Raw genomic sequence first — 17,235 nt, forward strand, 5'->3', positions numbered from 1 at the left:
GTCACCCCCCAGTGGTACATACGTGCGATGAAATCTCTCCGGGCTGCCCGCCCGCGGGTTCTGCTGACCGCCTTCGCGGCCGGCGCCCTGCTCCTCAGCTCCGCCTGCAACGACAGCGCCAAGCCCGCCCAGGACCACGCCGCGGGGACCTCCCCGGCCGCGTCCGCTCCGGCGCCCACCGCGGCGCCGACGCCCACCCCCAAGCCCACCGGGGCGGACGACCCGGCGCTCAAGTCCTTCTACGGCCAGCAGATCGCCTGGGCCGCCTGCCCGGCCGACCCCCAGGCCGCGAAGTCCAAGATCGACATATCCGGGATGCTCTGCGGCAGGCTCCACGTCCCGCTCGACTACGCCAACCCGGCGACCGACGCCCTCGACATCGCTCTGATCAAGCTGCCGGCCGCCAAGCCGGACCGGAAGATCGGCTCGCTGATGGTCAACCCGGGCGGCCCGGGCGGTTCGGGTGTCGAGATGGTCAAGTACAGCCCCAAGGACTACGACGGCGCCCTGCACGACCGCTTCGACGTGATCGGCTTCGACCCCCGCGGCACCGGGGAGAGCTCGCCGGTCGTCTGCTTCGACGACCAGCAGATGGACGCCCGCAACGAGGCCGACGACCCGCTCGACCCGGCGGCCCGCAAGGCCGAGCACGTCAAGAACGCCACCGAGCACGCCGCGGCCTGCCAGGCCAGGTCCGGCCGGCTGCTGCCCTTCGTCGGCACCCGCAACACCGCCCGGGACCTGGACGTCCTGCGCGCCGCCGTCGGCGACAAGAAGCTGAACTACCTCGGCGTCTCCTACGGCACCTATCTCGGCGCGGTCTACGCCGAGGAGTTCCCGAAGAACGCCGGCCGGCTCATCCTGGACGGCGCCGTCGACCCCGCCCAGGACCAGCTCGACCACGGCGTCGACCAGCAGGTCGGCTTCGAGAAGTCCTTCGAGCGCTTCGCCGCCGACTGCGTGGAGAACCACGCCTCCGAGTGCCCGCTCGGCAAGGACCCGGCCAAGGCGGCCAAGAAGGCGGCCGACTTCATCGACGGCCTGCACGACCACCCGATGACCGCCAAGGACGGCCGCAAGCTCGGCCGGGACCTCGCTTGGACCGGCACCACCGAGCTGCTGTACGGCGACGAGAAGACGACCTGGCAGTACCTGCGCAACGCGCTCGGCTGGGCGATGGTCGGCAACAAGCCCGACGTCCTGCTGGCCTTCGCCGACGAGTACAACGGCCGCGACGAGAAGGGCCACTACAGCCCGATGGAGGAGGCGAACGGCGCGATCCGGTGCGCCGACAACGCCGCCCCCGCCCCGAGCCCCGAGCGCGCCCAGCAGGCCGTGGCCAGGCTCCGGGCCGAGGCCCCGCTGTTCTCCAGGGGCGTCACGGTGGACGACTACAGCGAGCCCGGCTGCGCGTACTGGCCGTTCAAGACCCCGGAGAAGGCGCACGCGATCCGCGCCGAGGGCGCCGATCCGATCCTGGTCGTCGGCTCCACCGGCGACCCGGCCACCCCGTACGCCTCCGCCGAGGCGCTGGCCAAGGGCTTCGCCAACGCCACCCTGCTGACCCGGGTGGGCGAGGGCCACGGCGCGTTCGGCCGGGGCAACGCCTGCATCGACGCGGCCCTGCAGGCCTATCTCGTCGAGGGCACACTGCCGGCGGCCGGGACGCGCTGCTCCTGAGCGCTCGGCGTCATTAGCAGACGAGGACGGGGAGGGCGCTGACACCGAGGTGTCAACGTCACAACTTGATAGCTCGATCGGATGAATTCCGCGTGCGCCCTCCCCAACTGATGACTGCTCAACTACCGTTGAGCCGCTGCCCGGCGGGCGCTGGACGCCGCCCCGCAGTCTGATACTTCACCTGCTCCACCTCCCTTTCACCGGCACCTTCCCGCCCTCACGAGGAGGACCCGCTGGCCAGCGACATCCCGTCACAGCGGCTCGATCCCAGCTCCGAGCCGACCCTCCTCGGGTTGCACCGCTTCAACGAGGCCGACGCCGGCGCCGCCGAGGAGGCCCTCCTCGCCTGCTGCGGAAGCCACCGCTGGGCCCTGCGGCTCACCGCGCACCGGCCCTACCCCGACATAGAGTCCCTGCTGGCCGCCGCCAGCGAGGCCTCCTACGACCTGCGCCCGGCCGACCTGGCCGAGGCGCTGGCGGACGAGAGCTGGATGCCGCAGCCGCTCCTCGGCATGCGCGCCCCCGGCAGCCAGGCCGCGCACACCGCGCTGCGGGCGGCCCACGCCGCCTACGAGGCCCGGTTCGGGCACGTCTTCGTGGTCTGTCTGGAGGGAGTCGCCCCCGAGGAGATGCTCGACACCGTGCTCAGCTCGATCCGCACCCGGCTGGCCAACGACCCGGACGAGGAGCGGCTGATCGCCTCGGACGAGTTGCGCCGGATCGCCCTCACCCGCCTGGAGCACCTGGTCGCCACCCACTCGGAGGCCGGAGCGCGCTGAACCGGGCTCACCTCTTCGCCTGCGCGGCGCGGAGCTTGGCCACCTGTTGCCGGACGATCCGCTCGTCCGGCACCGTGGCCGGCTCCGCGCCGACGCCCACCGTGGTGAAGACCGCCAGCGCCGGGCCGACCCAGGCCACCACCGCACGCTGGGAGAGCGCCACCGAGCCCGATTCATTCGTCAGAGTGAACCCGGTGGCCGCGTCGGCTCCCCCGGTCGTGGGCGTGTCGTCCCGGATCAGCCGGTGCCTGGTCCGCACCCCCTTCCGTGACCTGTCCGCCGGTGGCGGCGGTGCGGTGGAGGTGAACGAGGCGCACGGACCGAACAGCTTCTCCAGGTCCTCCTGGAGCTGAGCCGCCCGCCCGGCCCGGTAGCCGAGCAGCCCTCCGTACACGCCGCCCTCCGGGTCCGCCGCCCGTGCCACGCCCAGATCTGTCTCGGCGTACGGATCCCCCGGCCCGGGCGTGGGCACGGTGCCGCCCACCGAGGCGGCCGGGGTCACCGCGTCCAGCAGCGGCTGGCAGGCGGGCACGTCGGCGGTCTCCCGTGCGCCGCCCGATCCGGTCTCGCCGTGACCGGGCTTCATCACCGTCACCGTGTAGCCGGGCCCGAGGTCGGCGTCGGCCACCGCGGCCGCCCGCAGCTCGGCGGCGGACAGCTCGCGACCGGGCCCGGCCCGGTCGGCCGAGCCGCCGACCGTGGTGCAGCCCGCCGCGAGCAACAGGGCGCAGACGACGAAGAGGGCGGGCGGGCGGGACGGTCGGAGCGGCACGGCGGCCTCGGCAGGGTGTCGGTGCGGGAGGGGGCCGCTACGGTAGCGCAACCGGACGCTCACCCTGCGTGCCGATTTCGGGCCCGGTTCCCACCCGACTAGGCCAGTCGTGCCTGATTGATCACACCTCGGGCCCCCGGAGGCGGTTGGCGAGACGGCGTCGATAGGATGCTCGCGGCCGGTGGACCGTACCCGGCCGGGCTGACCGACACCGAAGCCGGCCGAGCCCCCAATCGCTTCCGGAGGGTTTTTCCGTGCCGGCTGGAACGTTGTACCGCGGCCGGGAAGGCATGTGGAGCTGGGTGGCTCATCGAGTCACCGGCGTCCTCATCTTCTTCTTCCTGTTCGCTCATGTCCTGGACACCGCACTGGTGCGGGTGTCGCCCGAGGCGTACGACTCCGTCATTCAGACGTACAAGACGCCGCTGGTGAACCTGATGGAGTACGGCCTGGTGGCCGCCATCCTGTTCCACGCTCTCAACGGCCTGCGGGTCGTCGCCGTCGACTTCTGGTCGAAGGGCCCGAAGTTCCAGAAGCAGATGCTCTGGACCGTGGTCGGGGTGTGGGTCGTCCTGATGGCCGGCGCCTTCTACCCGATCCTTCAGCACACGCTGACCTCCTGGTTCGGGAAGTGATCTGAGACATGTCCACGGAAATCTCCGACGCCCTGGTGGTCCCCTCCGCCCAGGCGCACACCGGCAAGGGTCTCGGCACCGGCAACCCGGCGGACGAGTTCGTCATCGAGCCGGCCCGCCAGCGGACCAAGAGGACCCCGCGCCGCACCCGCACCAACTTCGAGATGCTGGCCTGGCTCTTCATGCGCCTGTCCGGCATCGTCCTCGTGGTGCTGATCCTCGGCCACCTGCTGATCATGCTGGTGCTCGACGGCGGCGTCTCGAAGATCGGCTTCGCCTTCGTGGCCGGCCGCTGGGCCTCGCCGTTCTGGCAGGGCTGGGACCTCCTGATGCTCTGGCTCGCCATGCTGCACGGCGCCAACGGCATGCGGACGGTCATCAACGACTACGCCGAGAGGGACTCCACCCGGCTCTGGCTGAAGGGCCTCATGGGCGCCGCCACGGTCTTCACCGTGCTGCTCGGCACCCTGGTCATCTTCACCTTCGACCCGAACATCTAATCGGCAGAGGCCAGAGGCGAGTTAGAACCCCCATGCAGATTCACCAGTACGACACCGTCATCGTCGGCGCCGGCGGCGCCGGCATGCGCGCGGCCATCGAGTCGACCCAGCGCAGCCGCACCGCGGTGCTCACCAAGCTCTACCCCACCCGGTCCCACACCGGCGCGGCCCAGGGCGGCATGTGCGCCGCCCTCGCCAACGTCGAGGAGGACAACTGGGAGTGGCACACCTTCGACACGGTCAAGGGTGGTGACTACCTGGTCGACCAGGACGCCGCCGAGATCATGTGCAAGGAGGCCATCGACGCCGTCCTCGACCTGGAGAAGATGGGCCTTCCCTTCTCCCGTACCGAGCAGGGCCGGATCGACCAGCGCCGCTTCGGCGGCCACTCCCGCAACCACGGCGAGGCCCCGGTCCGCCGTTCCTGCTACGCGGCCGACCGCACCGGTCACATGATCCTCCAGACGCTGTTCCAGAACTGCGTCAAGCACGGCGTCGAGTTCTTCAACGAGTTCTACGTCCTCGACCTGCTGATCAACGAGGGCAAGACGTCCGGCGTCGTCGCCTACGAGCTGGCCACCGGCGAGATCCACGTCTTCCAGGCCAAGTCGGTCGTGTTCGCCTCCGGCGGCACCGGCAAGTTCTTCAAGGTCTCCTCCAACGCCCACACCCTCACCGGTGACGGCCAGGCCCTGGTCTACCGCCGCGGCCTGCCGCTGGAGGACATGGAGTTCTTCCAGTTCCACCCGACGGGCATCTGGCGCATGGGCATCCTGCTCACCGAGGGCGCCCGCGGCGAGGGCGGCATCCTGCGCAACAAGGACGGCGAGCGCTTCATGGAGCGCTACGCCCCCGTCATGAAGGACCTCGCGTCCCGTGACGTCTGCTCCCGCGCGATCTACACCGAGATCCGCGAAGGCCGCGGCTGCGGTCCGGACGGCGACCACGTCTACCTGGACCTCACCCACCTGCCGCCGGAGCAGCTGGACGCCAAGCTCCCGGACATCACGGAGTTCGCGCGCACCTACCTCGGCATCGAGCCCTACACGGACCCGATCCCGATCCAGCCCACCGCGCACTACGCCATGGGCGGCATCCCGACCAACGTCGAGGGTGAGGTCCTGCGCAACAACACCGAGGTCGTCCCGGGCCTGTACGCGGCCGGCGAGGTCGCCTGCGTCTCCGTGCACGGCGCCAACCGTCTGGGCACCAACTCGCTGCTGGACATCAACGTGTTCGGCAAGCGCGCGGGCATCGCCGCCGCCGAGTACGCGCAGACGGTGGACTTCACCGAGCTGCCCGAGAACCCGGCCGAGAAGGTGCAGGCGCTGGTCGACGGCCTGCGCGAGTCCACCGGCACCGAGTCGGTGGCGCAGATCCGCAAGGAGCTGCAGGAGACCATGGACACCAACGCCATGGTCTACCGCACCGGCGCCACCCTGAAGCAGGCGGTCGAGGACATCGCCGCGCTGCGCGAGCGGTACAAGAACGTCGCCATCCAGGACAAGGGCTTCCGTTACAACACGGACCTGCTGGAGGCCGTCGAGCTGGGCAACCTGCTCGACCTGGCCGAGGTGCTGGCGGTCTCCGCGCTGGCTCGCGAGGAGTCGCGCGGCGGCCACTACCGCGAGGACTTCCCGACCCGTGACGACGTGAAGTTCATGCAGCACACCATGGCGTACCAGGAGGTTGCCGAGGACGGCACCACCTCCATCCGCCTCGACTACAAGCCGGTCGTCACGACCCGCTACCAGCCGATGGAGCGTAAGTACTGATGAGCACTCCGACTGTGGAGAAGCACTCGGCCGCTCTGGACGCGGTCGAGGCGGGCGGTGTCGAGCTGATCACCGTCACCTTCCGGATCCGCCGGTTCAACCCGGAGGAGCACCCGGACCCGGTGTGGGTCGACTACCAGCTGACCCTGGACCCGAAGGAGCGCGTCCTGGACGCGCTCAACAAGATCAAGTGGGAGCAGGACGGCACCCTCACCTACCGCCGTTCCTGCGCGCACGGCATCTGCGGCTCCGACGCGATGCGGATCAACGGGCGCAACCGGCTGGCGTGCAAGACCCTGATCAAGGACGTCAACCCGGACAAGCCGATCACGATCGAGGCCATCAAGGGCCTCACGGTCCTCAAGGACCTGGTCGTGGACATGGACCCGTTCTTCCAGGCGTACAAGGACGTCATGCCGTTCCTCATCACCAAGGGGAACGACCCGACCCGCGAGCGCCTGCAGTCCGCCGAGGACCGCGAGCGCTTCGACGACACCACCAAGTGCATCCTCTGCGCCGCGTGCACGTCGTCCTGCCCGGTCTTCTGGAACGACGGCCAGTACTTCGGCCCGGCCGCGATCGTCAACGCGCACCGCTTCATCTTCGACTCGCGCGACGAGGGTGCGGAGCAGCGGCTGGAGATCCTGAACGACCGTGAGGGTGTCTGGCGCTGCCGGACCACCTTCAACTGCTCGGAGGCCTGCCCGCGTGGCATCGAGGTCACCAAGGCGATCCAGGAAGTGAAGCGGGCGCTGGTCACCCGCCGCTTCTGACCCACCGCCGAACCGAGGGCCCGTCCGATCCTGTGATCGGACGGGCCCTCGGTCGTTCTCCGGCGGCTGCCGGTCAGCCGGCGGCCGGCTCCCGGCGGGCGGCGCGCAGGCCGCGGACGCCGACGGCCCCGACGGCGATGCCGAGGAGGAAGGAGGTCACGGCGAGCAGGAGGTGGATCCAGAAGAACGCGGTGGGCTGGGAGTGGTCGCCGTCGGTGAAGGCCTGGCCACCGGAGTCCTTCCAGAGGTTCTTGACGAAGGTGGTCCAGATGATCATGGACCAGACGCCGAAGGCGGTCAGGAACCAGGAGGTGCGGCGGCTGAGCTTCATGAGGGTCCTCAACGGGCGGTGGCGTGAAGATGCTGTGCCCTCCCAGTATGCGCAGGCGTCCGTTCGGCGTACGTCTGCCCCCTCCTGCGGAGGACGGGCCCGGAGGGGCGGACGGCGGGGGCTCCGACTGGGTACGGTCTGCGGGTGCCCAAACGTCCTAAGCTCGCACACCTGCTCGCCGCGTACGTCGCGGCCCTCCCGGCTCTCCTCGCCGCCCCGGCGGCCCTCGCGGCCCCGCACGAGCCGCCACCCCCGGCGGCCGCGATCGGCGGCGAGCGGCTGGGACTCTCCGGGGTCCAGGTGGCCCCGCTGGCCGGCGCCCCGGCACTGCCGGGGGGCCTCACCGGACAGTCCTGGATAGTCGCCGACGCGGCGTCAGGAAACGTGCTCGCGGCCAGCAACCCGCATCGGCGGCTCGCACCGGCCAGCACCCTGAAGATCCTCTTCGCGGACACCGTGCTGCCCAAGTTCGACCGCAACGCGGTGCACAAGGTCGCGGACGCGGAGATCCAGGGGATCGGCGCCGGCAGCAGCCTGGTCGGCATCAAGGAGGACCTGGAGTACAAGGTCGAGGACCTCTGGCGCGGCGTGTTCCTCAGTTCGGGCAACGACGCGGTGCACGTCCTGTCGCACATGAACGGCGGTGTCCAGCAGACCGTCGCCGAGATGCAGGCCCGCGCGGACGCGCTCCAGGCGAGGGACACCAAGGTGATCTCGCCGGACGGCTACGACATGGACGGCCAGCTCTCCTCGGCGTACGACCTGACGCTGTTCGCCCGGGCCGGGCTGCGCAACCCCGACTTCCGGATGTACTGCGCCACCCGGGACGCACTGTTTCCCGGCGCGGTGGACAAGAACACCGGCCAGCGCGGCAGTTTCGGGATCGCCAACACCGACCGGCTGCTGGGCAAGTACCCCGGTCTGATCGGCGTGAAGAACGGTTTCACCACCGAGGCCGGCTCGACCTTCGTCGGGGCGGCCGAACGGGACGGGCGGACCCTGCTGGTGACGGTGATGCACCCGTCGACGTATCAGAAGGTGTACGACGAGACGGCGGCACTGCTGGACTGGGGGTTCGCGGCGGCCGACAAGGTCACGCCGGTCGGGCACCTGGTGGACGAGGCCCCGGCCGGGGGCGCCGAGCCGACGCCGACCGGGCAGGCGGGCGGCACCGCCGGAGTGCCCGCGCCGCCGCCGCACCCCTCGCCCTCCCCCACGCCGCCGGCCGCCGCAGCCCCTGCCGCGGCCGGGGACGGCGGCGACGACGGGCTCGGCCCGGCCGGCTGGCTGGCGGTCGCGCTCGCCCTGACGGTGGGCGGCGCCGGCGCCCTGGTCCTGTTGCGGCGGCGCGGCCGCCCGTCGTCCGGCTGACGGAGTGGTGCGGGGCCCGGTCTCACTCCTGGGACCGGGCCTCCCCCTTGCCCGCATCCGCCTTGCCCGCCTCCGCCTCCGCCTCGTCGGCCGCCTCCACCATCTCCCGGGCGCGCTCGCGGGCCCGGTCACGGGCGGCGGCCGGGTCGGCCGTGGCCGTCCAGGCGACGCAGTACATCAGCAACCGGCAGACGAAGTTGATCCAGAGCAGCAACGCCACCGGCACGCCGAACGCGCCGTAGAGGCTCTTGCCGGCGACCGATCCGAGGTAGGAGGCGAGCAGGACCTTCAGCAGCTCGAAGCCGACCCCGCCGATCAGCGCGCCCCGCAGCACGTCCCCCCGGTGCTGGCCGCGGATCCCGGGGAAGGGCGCCAGCAGGTAGGCGAAGAGCACCGTGTCGGAGGCCACCGCGATCAGCAGGCCGACGCCGGTCAGCAGGTAGCCGCCGGGCCCGCCGGTGCCCAGGCCGATCCACTCGGCGATCCGGCCGGCCAGGGTCGTCCCGGCGGCGGAGGCGGCCAGCGAGAAGAGCGAGACCAGGCCCAGCCCGCAGAGCACCACGCAGTCCCGGGCCTTGCGCAGCACCGGGTTGCCGTCGTCCTCGGGCAGCTGCCAGACGTCGCGGACCGAGGTGCGCATGGTGTCCACCCAGCCGAGGCCGGAGATCAGCAGCAGCACACCGCTGACCAGCCCGACGGCGCCCGCGTTGGCCACCAGCGAGGGCAGGTTGAGCGCATCGGAGATGCCCGGCAGCTGGTCGGAGATCCGCTTCTGCAGCTCGGCGACCCGGGTGTCGCTGAGGGTCGCGACCGCGATCGCCAGCGCCACGGTGAGCAGCGGGAAGAGCGCGAGGAACCCGAAGAAGGTGATCGCGCCGGCCAGCCGGTTGCCGCGGGCGGCGGTGAAGTGCTCGTACGCGCGGTACGGGCGGCTGCGCAGCACCCGCGCCACGAGCGGGCCGATCACCGGGAGGCGGGTCAGGAAGTCCACCCGACCGGTTATACCGGCCGTTCGCCCGAACGGCCGTCAGACTCCCCGCGTGCCACGGAGGTTCGGCGCCTCAGCGCCTGACGAGCCGGCGGGCGCGGGCCAGGGCGCGGACGGCCTGGTAGGCGCCGTAGCGGCCGTGGCTGAGCAGCTCGGTACGGACCCCGTCCACTCCGGCGGGCGGGCGGTAGCCGGCCGGGCGCAGCCGGGCGCAGTGCGCGGCGGCGCGGCGGAAGTACTCGCGGCGGTCGCCGGGCGGGACGCGGCCGGCCTTGGAGACGACGGTGTTGAGGTGGTGCAGCATCCGGCCGTAGACCACCGGCCGCCAGTGGCCGAGGTCGGGACGGCGGTCCAGGAAGGCGAAGACCAGGTCGTACTGGGCGAAGACGTCGAAATGCTTGCGGCTGGCGGTGGCGAGGATGTTGCCGCCCTCCTGGCGCTGGCGGTAGTGGACGCCGACCTGGTCGAGCAGGGTGATGCTCGCGGCGGCGAGCAGCGCCGGGTAGGTCCAGGGGGTGTCCTCGTAGTATCCCGCGGGGAAGGTGAGGCGCTGCTCGGTGACGAAGCCCCGGCGGTAGGCCTTGTTCCAGACCACCTGGAGCAGGTCGAGCAGGTCGGGGCGGCGGTCGAGGTCGAAGACGTCCGGGGAGTCGGCACCGAAGACGTGGGCCGAGGCGGCCCGGGTGATCCGGCCGTCCGCGTAGGTGCGGGCGTAGTCGTAGACCAGGATGTCCGGGTCGCCGCCGGCCGCGAGCCGGTCGTCGACGGCCTTGAGCAGGCCGGGGGTCAGCGTGTCGTCGCTGTCCAGGAAGATCACGTACTCGCCGGTGGCGACCTCCAGGCCGGCGTTGCGGGCCCGGCCGAGGCCGACGTTCTCCGGCAGGTGCAGCACCCGCACCCGGGGGTCGCCGGCGGCGGCCTCGTCCAGCAGGGCGCCGCAGCCGTCCGGGGAGCGGTCGTCCACCGCGATCAGTTCGAAGTCCGGGCCGCCCTGGCCGAGCACCGAGTCGAGACACTCGGGGAGGTACTCCTGGACCTGGTAAACGGGGACGATGACGCTGAAACGGGGCATGGGCACAGAGTAGTGGCCGCCCGCCCGGCCGGTCCGGCGAGGGCCCGCCGGGGCCCCCGCGTCCGCCGCCCGGGCGGCTCCGGAGGGCCTCCGGAGCCGGACGGTAGGATCGGTGGGCACGTACGCACCGGTTCAAAGTGCGGTCAGGCCCCGAACGGGCTGCCACGCTCCTTCCCAAGAAAGGCCTGCGTAGCCGATGGCTCCCCGCCTCTCCATCGTCGTTCCGATCTACAACGTCGAGCGCTACCTCGTGGAATGCCTCGACTCGATCGCCGCCCAGACGTTCACGGACTTCGAGTGCGTCATGGTCGACGACGGTTCGAAGGACGGCAGCGCGGCACTCGCCGAGGCGTATGCCGCCCAGGACTCCCGGTTCCGGCTGGTCCGCCAGGTGAACAAGGGCCTCGGCGCGGCCCGCAACACCGGCATCCGGCACATCGACCCGGAGGGCGAGTTCCTCTGCTTCGTCGACAGTGACGACTCGATGCCGCCGAGCGCGTACGAGCTGATGATCAACACGCTGGACGAGACGGGCTCGGACTTCGCCACCGGCAACGTGCTGCGGTTCCGCGCGGTGGGCTACTACCAGTCCGGCGGGCACGTGAAGCCGTTCAAGGCGACCAGGCTCAAGACCCACATCACCGAGATCCCCGCGCTGGTCACCGACCGCACGGCGTGGAACAAGGTGTACCGCCGGTCCTTCTTCGACGCGGCCGGCCTGCTCTACCCCGAGGGCATCCTGTACGAGGACGCCCCGGTCAGCGTGCCGCACCACTACCTCGCCAGGAGCGTGGACGTGCTCGCCGAGCCGATCTACCACTGGCGCGAGCGCGAGGTCGGCGAGATGTCGATCACGCAGATGCGCACCAACCCCAAGGGCCTGATCGACCGCGTCGCCTCGGTGGAGCTGGTCCGCGGCTGGCTGAAGAAGCAGACCGACCCGCGCTTCGCGCAGTACCTGCACTCCTACGACGAGAACACCCTCGTCGAGGAGATCCCGATGTTCTTCTGGTCCGTCGTGGACGGCGACAAGGAGTACCGGGACGCCTACCTCAAGCACGTCAGCCGGCTGCTCCGGGCGATCGGCCCCGAGCAGGTCCGCAAGCTGCGCGCGCCGCTGCGGCTGAAGTACCACCTGACCCTGGCGGGCCGGATCGACGAGTTCGTCGAGCAGATCAAGTACGAGGGCGAGAGCAACGGCGGTGTCGCGGCCCGCGGCCTGCTGCGCCCGTACGCCGACTACCCGTTCCTGCGCGGCGGGCGCAAGAGCGTGCCGGCCGGCGTGCTCAAGCTGGACAACTCGCTGGTGATGCGCAGCCGGCTCTACGGGTCGGCCTGGGCCGGCGGCAGGCTGGAGCTGACCGGGCACGCGTACCCGGAGCAGCTGGGCGCCGCCAACAAGCTCGACATGGTCCGCACGCTGGTGCTGCGCGAGACCAAGGGCCGCCGGGTGATCGCCGTGCCGATGAAGACCCAGTACAGCCCCGAGGCCACCGCCAGCTCCAAGCACGACCTGTACAACTGCGACTGGGCCGGCTTCACCGTCTCCCTCGACCCCAAGAAGCTCAAGCACCGGGGCCAGTGGAAGGACGGCAACTGGCGCGTCCTGGTGGCCGGCGCCGGCAAGGGCGGCGTCTACAAGGGCCGGGTCTCGGCCGGGTGGAGCGACACCTCCGCGTACATCCCCGCGCAGTGGGTCGAGCCGGACGTGCGGATCGTGCCGTGGGTCCGGGACGGCCACGTCTACCTCCGGGTGGAGACCGTCCGGGCGCGGGTGACCGGCCTGGCCACGCACGACGGGCGGCTGGAGGTGTCCGGCGCGGCCCGCACCGGCCCGGACCTCGCCGGGGCCCGGCTGAAGCTCACCCACGTCGAGTCCGACCGCGAGCTGCTGCAACCGCTGGAGCTCGCCTCCCCGGTCGGCACGCTGCAGCCGTTCTCGGCGTCCGTCTCGCTGGCCGAGCTGACCGCCGTGCGCGAGGCCTGGGCCGAGCTCGACCCGGTCGCCCCTGAGCGTGCCCGCGACCGCTGGGACACCACCCTGCTGCTCGCCGACGGCAGCACCATGCCGTTGGCCTGGGACGACCGCAACGCCCCGGCGGGGCTGCACCTGGCGCTCAACCCGCAGGCCCCGGCCGCCGAGCGCCGCGCGCTCTACTCCAAGCCCTCCCCCGGCGGCTACCTGCAGTTCTCCGACCAGCTGCTGCAGCCGGTGGTGGACGAGGTCGCCGCCCGCGGCGCCGACGGCTTCCTGCTCAGCGGTGCCTTCCCGCTGCCCGGCAACCACCGCTGGGAGCTCGTCGTGCGCCACAACTGGCGCGAGGAGGAGCACGTCTACCCGGTGGAGATCGCCGAGGGCCGGTTCCGGGCCGCGCTGCCGCCGGTGCCGACGGCCTCCTTCGCCGGGCGGGTGCCGCTCGCCCAGGGCACCTGGGACGTCTTCTTCCGCCCGGTCGGGGAGCCGGCCGAGACGATCGCCACCCGGTACGCGCTGATCGCGCCGGAGTGCTTCGGCGCCCTGCCGCTGGAGGTTGAGTCGCGCGGCAAGCGGATCGTGCTGGAGCGCCGCCACTACGACGGCCTCTCGCTGGAGTCGCACTCGGCGCTGCTGCCCGAGGAGCGCAGCGGTTACCGGCAGCGGCAGCTGCGCACCGTCGACTACCCGACGGCCCGACGGCTGCCGGTGCGCGACACCGTGCTCTACAACGTCGCGCTCGGCGGCCTCTACGCCGACTCGCCGCGGGCGATCCACGAGGAGCTGGTCCGCCGCGGCCTGCCGCTGGAGCACCTGTGGGGCAGCGACGACCTGCAGGCCGAGCTGCCGCAGACGGCGGGCGCGATCCGGCTCTGGAGCCCCGAGTGGTTCGAGGCGCTGGCGACCGCCAAGTACATCGTCACCAGTGCGCACCTGCCCGACTTCTTCGTCCGCCGTCCCGGCCAGGTGGTCGTGCAGACCTGGCACGGCACCCCGCTGAAGCAGATCGGGTACGACTTCGAGAAGGTCTGGTTCACCGACGCCAACTACCTGAAGGGCGTCGCCAAGGAGGTCCCGAACTGGTCGATGCTGGTCGCCGGGAACACCTGGGCCGCGCCGGTGCTGCGTCGCGCGTTCGATTTCAAGGGCGAGATCCTGGAGAGCGGTTCGCCCCGCAACGACCTGCTGTTCGCGCCCGACCGGGAGAAGACCGCCGAGCAGGTCCGCGAGCGGCTCGGCCTGCCCGAGGGCAAGAAGGTCGTGCTCTACGCGCCGACCTTCCGTGAGGACCGGCGCCGCCCGAACGGCGGCTACCAGATCGACCTGCGGATCGACCTGGAGGCGGCGAAGGCCGCGCTCGGCGACGACCAGGTGCTGCTGGTCCGCCGGCACAGCGTGATGTGCGGCCAGATCCCCGGAGCCGGCAACGGCTACATCTGGGACGTCGGCAGCTACCCCGACATGGCCGAGCTGCTGCTGATCGCCGACGTGCTCGTCACCGACTACTCGGCCACGCTGTTCGACTTCGCCGCGACCGGCAAGCCGGTGCTGTTCTTCACGCACGACCTGGAGCACTACCGCGACAACCTGCGCGGCTTCAGCCTCGACTTCGAGTCGGAGGCGCCCGGCCCGCTGCTGGGCACCTCGGAGGAGCTGCTCTCCGCGCTCGCCCGGGTCGACGAGGTGACCGCGGAGTACGCCGACAAGTACACGGCCTTCCGCGAGGCGTACTGCGACCTCGACGACGGCCAGGCCGCGGCCCGCGTGGTGGACGGGATGCTCCGCCAGCAGTAGTCCGCCGAAAGCCGGCAGCGCCCCGGAGGCGCCCGACGCATCACGCGTCGGGCGCCTCCGGGCTTTTCTGGGAGTTATCTGGAAGGAACCTGTCCTTTACTGCCGCATTGCATTCGAACTCACGTTTCGCTGGCGAATCTCTCAGCAATTCCGCCGGACAGTTCAGTTGACCCCGCATGTCATTTCGGTATGGGATATCGAATCGGCCCCGTCCGACCAGCCGCTCGGCACGAAGGCCCCCGGGCCACCGCCACGGCCCGGGATCCCCTCCCGAAGGGCCACCACATGCCTGTCCTCACCCGGCTCGTCCTGCCGCACGCCGCCCCCCGTGCGGGCGAGGGCCTGCCGCTCGGTGACGAGGACGCCGCCTTCGGCCTGCTGCGCGCCCGCTGGACCGCCCGCGGTCTCGAACTCACCGGCTTCGCCCGCCCCCACGACCTGGACACCGCCCGACCCGGCTCCGCCTGGACGTGGCTCACCCTGCACCGCGACGAGGACGATCCGCCCGTCCACCTGCGGTCCAGACCCCGTCGGCTGCCCGAGGTCACCGACGACAGCGCCCAGCCCGACCACAACCACGACTGGTCCGGCTTCACCGCCCTGATCGAGCCGCGCCGGCTGCGCCGCGGCGAGGAGTGGCTCCTCGGCGACTGGCGGATCGGAGCCACCCTCTTCACCCGCCCCCGCCCGACCCGGCTGCGCCGCCAGTACGGCGCGCTCGCCCCGCACTGGTGCGGCTCCGGCGAGTACCCGCCCGCCCACTGGGTCGACCACGACGTCCGGCTCCAGCCGCACTTCGCCGACGGCCGGCTGCGGCTGCTGCTCGAACGCCCCGGCGTCCGGCTCACCCGCGCCGCCCCGGCCCAGGACGGCCTCGACCTGCGCGGCACCGCCGACCACTGCCCGGCCGGCACCGTCCTGCGGCTGCGCCACCGGGAGAGCGACGCAGTCCTGCTGCGCCCGGTGGCCCGCACCGGCAACACCTTCGCCGTCCACCTGCCGAACCGGCCGTTCACCGCCGACGGGTGCGGCACCGGCGACCTGGAGCACTGGGACGCCGACCTGCTGCGCCCGGACGGCTCCGCCGAGCAGCTCACCCTGGACGAGCGCGGCGGCCCGGTGGCCGGCCAGCACCCGCTGCCCGGGCCGCACGACCGGGCGCTCCAGCTCAAGCACCTGGCCGACGGCCGGCTCCAGTTCTGCGTCCGGCGCGCCGCCGGCCACGTCGAGCGGATCGCGGTCCGGGCGGAGGGCTTCGAACTCACCGGCCGCTGCCCCGGCGCCGGGCCGCTCGAACTCGTCCTGCGTCACAGCGGCACCGGCGGCGAGGTCCGCCACCCGGTCGAACGCGGCGACGACGACCGCTTCCGGATCCGGCTGCCCGCCACCCGCACCGGCTCGGACGGCATCGCCCTGCCGCTGCGCAAGGGCATCTGGGAGGCCACGCTGCGCCCCGCCGGCCGCAGCGGCCCGCAGCGCCCGCTGATCGCCGCCCCCGCCGTCCTCCCGGCCCTGCCGGCCGCCACCCGGGCCGGCGGCAAGCGGATCCTGCTCCAGCGCCGCTGGCACGACACCCTGCTGGTCGACTCCACGCCGGTGCTCACCGCCACCGAGCGCAGCGCCTGGGCCCAGGAGCGCCAGCGCGCCGTCGGTTACCCCGCCGCCCGCCGCGAACCGCTGCGCGAGGCCGTGCTGTACGACGTCTTCGGCGGCCGTGGCTACTCCGACTCACCGCGCGCCGTCCATGCCGAACTCGCCCGCCGGGGCGCCCCGTTGGAGCACCTCTGGGTGGTCGACGACGCCCAGGCCGCATTGCCCGCCGACGTCCGCGCGGTACGGATCTGGAGCCCCGAGTGGTACCGGGCGCTGGCCACCAGCCGCTACCTTGTCGGCAACACGCACTTCCCGGACTTCCTGGAGCGCCGCCCCGGCCAGGTGGTCGTGCAGACCTGGCACGGATCGCTGCTCAAGCGGATCGCCCACGACGTCGACAACCCCTGGCTGGCCGACCACGGCTACCTGGAGGCGCTCGACAGGGAGACCCCGCAGTGGAGCCTGCTGCTCTCCCCCAGCGCCTTCGCCACCCCGATCCTGCGCCGGGCGTTCCGCTACGACGGCGAGATCCTGGAGGCCGGCTACCCGCGCGGCGACGTCCTGGCCCGGCCGGACGCCGGGCACGCCGCGGCCGTCCGGCGCCGGCTCGGCATCCCGGAGGGCAAGCGGGTCGTGCTGTACGCCCCGACCTGGCGCGAGGACCAGCGGCGCGGCAACGGCGACGGCTTCCGGCTGGACCTGCGGATCGACCTCGGCCACGCCCGGAGCACCCTCGGCCGCGACCACGTGCTGCTCGTCCGCCCGCACGTGCACGTCCGCGAGCCGCTGAGCGGCGCCGGCGACGGCTTCCTGTACGACTGCGGTGACTACCCCGACGTGCAGGAGCTGCTGCTGATCGCGGACGTGCTGGTCACCGACTACTCGTCGATCATGTTCGACTTCGCGATCACCGGCCGCCCGGTGCTCTTCTTCACCTACGACCTGGAGCACTACCGCGACACCTTGCGCGGCTTCTACTTCGACTTCGAGTCGCAGGCCCCCGGGCCGCTCGTCCCCGGCTCGCCCGAACTGCTCGCCGCGCTGCGCGGCCTCGCCGACGGCGGCGCCGAGCTGCCCGCCGGTTACGAGGAGCGCTACCGCCGGTTCCGGGCCACGCACTGCGGGCTGGACGACGGCGGCGCCGCCCGCCGGGTGGTCGACCGGATGCTCGGCGCCGGCGGCGGGGGCTGAAGCCGC

At 72.0% G+C, this 17,235-nt stretch carries 13 protein-coding genes; 9 read left to right on the forward strand and 4 right to left on the reverse strand.

The features are described 5' to 3' along the window. Positions 1–27: 27 nt before the first annotated feature. Positions 28–1,680, forward strand: a complete 1,653-nt coding sequence (locus ACZ3YO_RS15325) for an alpha/beta hydrolase (protein ID WP_465569391.1) — start codon at positions 28–30, stop codon at positions 1,678–1,680. Positions 1,681–1,973: 293 nt separating this feature from the next. Further along, complete coding sequence (locus ACZ3YO_RS15330; protein ID WP_396321384.1) at positions 1,974–2,459, forward strand: 2-oxo-4-hydroxy-4-carboxy-5-ureidoimidazoline decarboxylase; 486 nt, start codon at positions 1,974–1,976, stop codon at positions 2,457–2,459. A 7-nt stretch (positions 2,460–2,466) separates the two neighbouring features. On the opposite strand, the gene ACZ3YO_RS15335 is transcribed toward ACZ3YO_RS15330, so the two are convergent. Further along, the gene (locus ACZ3YO_RS15335; RefSeq protein WP_465569393.1) at positions 2,467–3,231 is read right to left on the reverse strand and encodes a hypothetical protein; all 765 of its coding nucleotides are present in this window, start codon (positions 3,229–3,231) and stop codon (positions 2,467–2,469) included. Positions 3,232–3,485: 254 nt separating this feature from the next. Between ACZ3YO_RS15335 and sdhC the strand changes: the two genes are divergently transcribed. Genes sdhC through ACZ3YO_RS15355 form a run of 4 tightly spaced genes read left to right on the forward strand, consistent with a single transcriptional unit; the run spans position 3,486 to position 6,914 of the window. Beyond that, entirely contained in the window at positions 3,486–3,866 is a 381-nt protein-coding gene (gene sdhC, locus ACZ3YO_RS15340; RefSeq protein ID WP_360631421.1) for a succinate dehydrogenase, cytochrome b556 subunit, read from the forward strand. 8 nt (positions 3,867–3,874) lie between these two features. After that, positions 3,875–4,366: a succinate dehydrogenase hydrophobic membrane anchor subunit gene (locus ACZ3YO_RS15345; RefSeq protein WP_465551055.1), complete on the forward strand. Its 492-nt coding sequence runs from the start codon at positions 3,875–3,877 to the stop codon at positions 4,364–4,366. A gap of 32 nt (positions 4,367–4,398) precedes the next feature. Beyond that, entirely contained in the window at positions 4,399–6,141 is a 1,743-nt protein-coding gene (sdhA, locus tag ACZ3YO_RS15350; RefSeq protein WP_465569396.1) for a succinate dehydrogenase flavoprotein subunit, read from the forward strand. After that, positions 6,141–6,914, forward strand: coding sequence for a succinate dehydrogenase iron-sulfur subunit (locus tag ACZ3YO_RS15355; RefSeq protein ID WP_396321388.1), 774 nt, complete (start codon positions 6,141–6,143; stop codon positions 6,912–6,914). Before sdhA ends, ACZ3YO_RS15355 begins: the two co-directional genes overlap by 1 nt. Before the next feature lie 73 nt (positions 6,915–6,987). Here the strand turns inward: ACZ3YO_RS15355 and ACZ3YO_RS15360 are convergent, their stop codons facing one another. Beyond that, positions 6,988–7,245, reverse strand: coding sequence for an SCO4848 family membrane protein (locus ACZ3YO_RS15360; protein WP_396321389.1), 258 nt, complete (start codon positions 7,243–7,245; stop codon positions 6,988–6,990). Between the two features lie 144 nt (positions 7,246–7,389). Here ACZ3YO_RS15360 and ACZ3YO_RS15365 point away from each other — a divergent pair, with 144 nt between their 5' ends. Next, positions 7,390–8,616: a D-alanyl-D-alanine carboxypeptidase family protein gene (locus tag ACZ3YO_RS15365; protein ID WP_465569397.1), complete on the forward strand. Its 1,227-nt coding sequence runs from the start codon at positions 7,390–7,392 to the stop codon at positions 8,614–8,616. Between the two features lie 22 nt (positions 8,617–8,638). Here ACZ3YO_RS15365 and ACZ3YO_RS15370 read toward each other — a convergent pair whose 3' ends face one another. Next, positions 8,639–9,607 carry a YihY/virulence factor BrkB family protein gene (locus ACZ3YO_RS15370; RefSeq protein ID WP_465569399.1) on the reverse strand — a complete coding sequence of 323 codons (969 nt, stop codon included), beginning with the start codon at positions 9,605–9,607 and terminating at the stop codon, positions 8,639–8,641. A gap of 70 nt (positions 9,608–9,677) precedes the next feature. After that, positions 9,678–10,676, reverse strand: coding sequence for a glycosyltransferase family 2 protein (locus tag ACZ3YO_RS15375; RefSeq protein ID WP_465569401.1), 999 nt, complete (start codon positions 10,674–10,676; stop codon positions 9,678–9,680). Between the two features lie 196 nt (positions 10,677–10,872). Here ACZ3YO_RS15375 and ACZ3YO_RS15380 point away from each other — a divergent pair, with 196 nt between their 5' ends. After that, positions 10,873–14,445 (forward strand): bifunctional glycosyltransferase/CDP-glycerol:glycerophosphate glycerophosphotransferase, encoded by a 3,573-nt coding sequence (locus ACZ3YO_RS15380; protein ID WP_465569402.1) that lies wholly within the window; start codon positions 10,873–10,875, stop codon positions 14,443–14,445. A 285-nt stretch (positions 14,446–14,730) separates the two neighbouring features. Further along, the gene (locus tag ACZ3YO_RS15385; RefSeq protein ID WP_465569404.1) at positions 14,731–17,229 is read left to right on the forward strand and encodes a CDP-glycerol glycerophosphotransferase family protein; all 2,499 of its coding nucleotides are present in this window, start codon (positions 14,731–14,733) and stop codon (positions 17,227–17,229) included. Positions 17,230–17,235 lie beyond the last annotated feature (6 nt).

It is taken from the genome of Kitasatospora sp. NPDC022785 (genome assembly GCF_055561295.1).

Coding starts and splice junctions, on each gene's coding strand:
- ACZ3YO_RS15325 (WP_465569391.1), top strand. CDS start 28: ATGAAATCTCTCCGGGCTGCCCGCCCGCGGGTTCTGCTGACCGCCTTC.
- ACZ3YO_RS15345 (WP_465551055.1), top strand. CDS start 3,875: ATGTCCACGGAAATCTCCGACGCCCTGGTGGTCCCCTCCGCCCAGGCG.
- sdhA (WP_465569396.1), top strand. CDS start 4,399: ATGCAGATTCACCAGTACGACACCGTCATCGTCGGCGCCGGCGGCGCC.
- ACZ3YO_RS15355 (WP_396321388.1), top strand. CDS start 6,141: ATGAGCACTCCGACTGTGGAGAAGCACTCGGCCGCTCTGGACGCGGTC.
- ACZ3YO_RS15360 (WP_396321389.1), bottom strand. CDS start 7,245: ATGAAGCTCAGCCGCCGCACCTCCTGGTTCCTGACCGCCTTCGGCGTC.
- ACZ3YO_RS15375 (WP_465569401.1), bottom strand. CDS start 10,676: ATGCCCCGTTTCAGCGTCATCGTCCCCGTTTACCAGGTCCAGGAGTAC.
- ACZ3YO_RS15380 (WP_465569402.1), top strand. CDS start 10,873: ATGGCTCCCCGCCTCTCCATCGTCGTTCCGATCTACAACGTCGAGCGC.
- ACZ3YO_RS15385 (WP_465569404.1), top strand. CDS start 14,731: ATGCCTGTCCTCACCCGGCTCGTCCTGCCGCACGCCGCCCCCCGTGCG.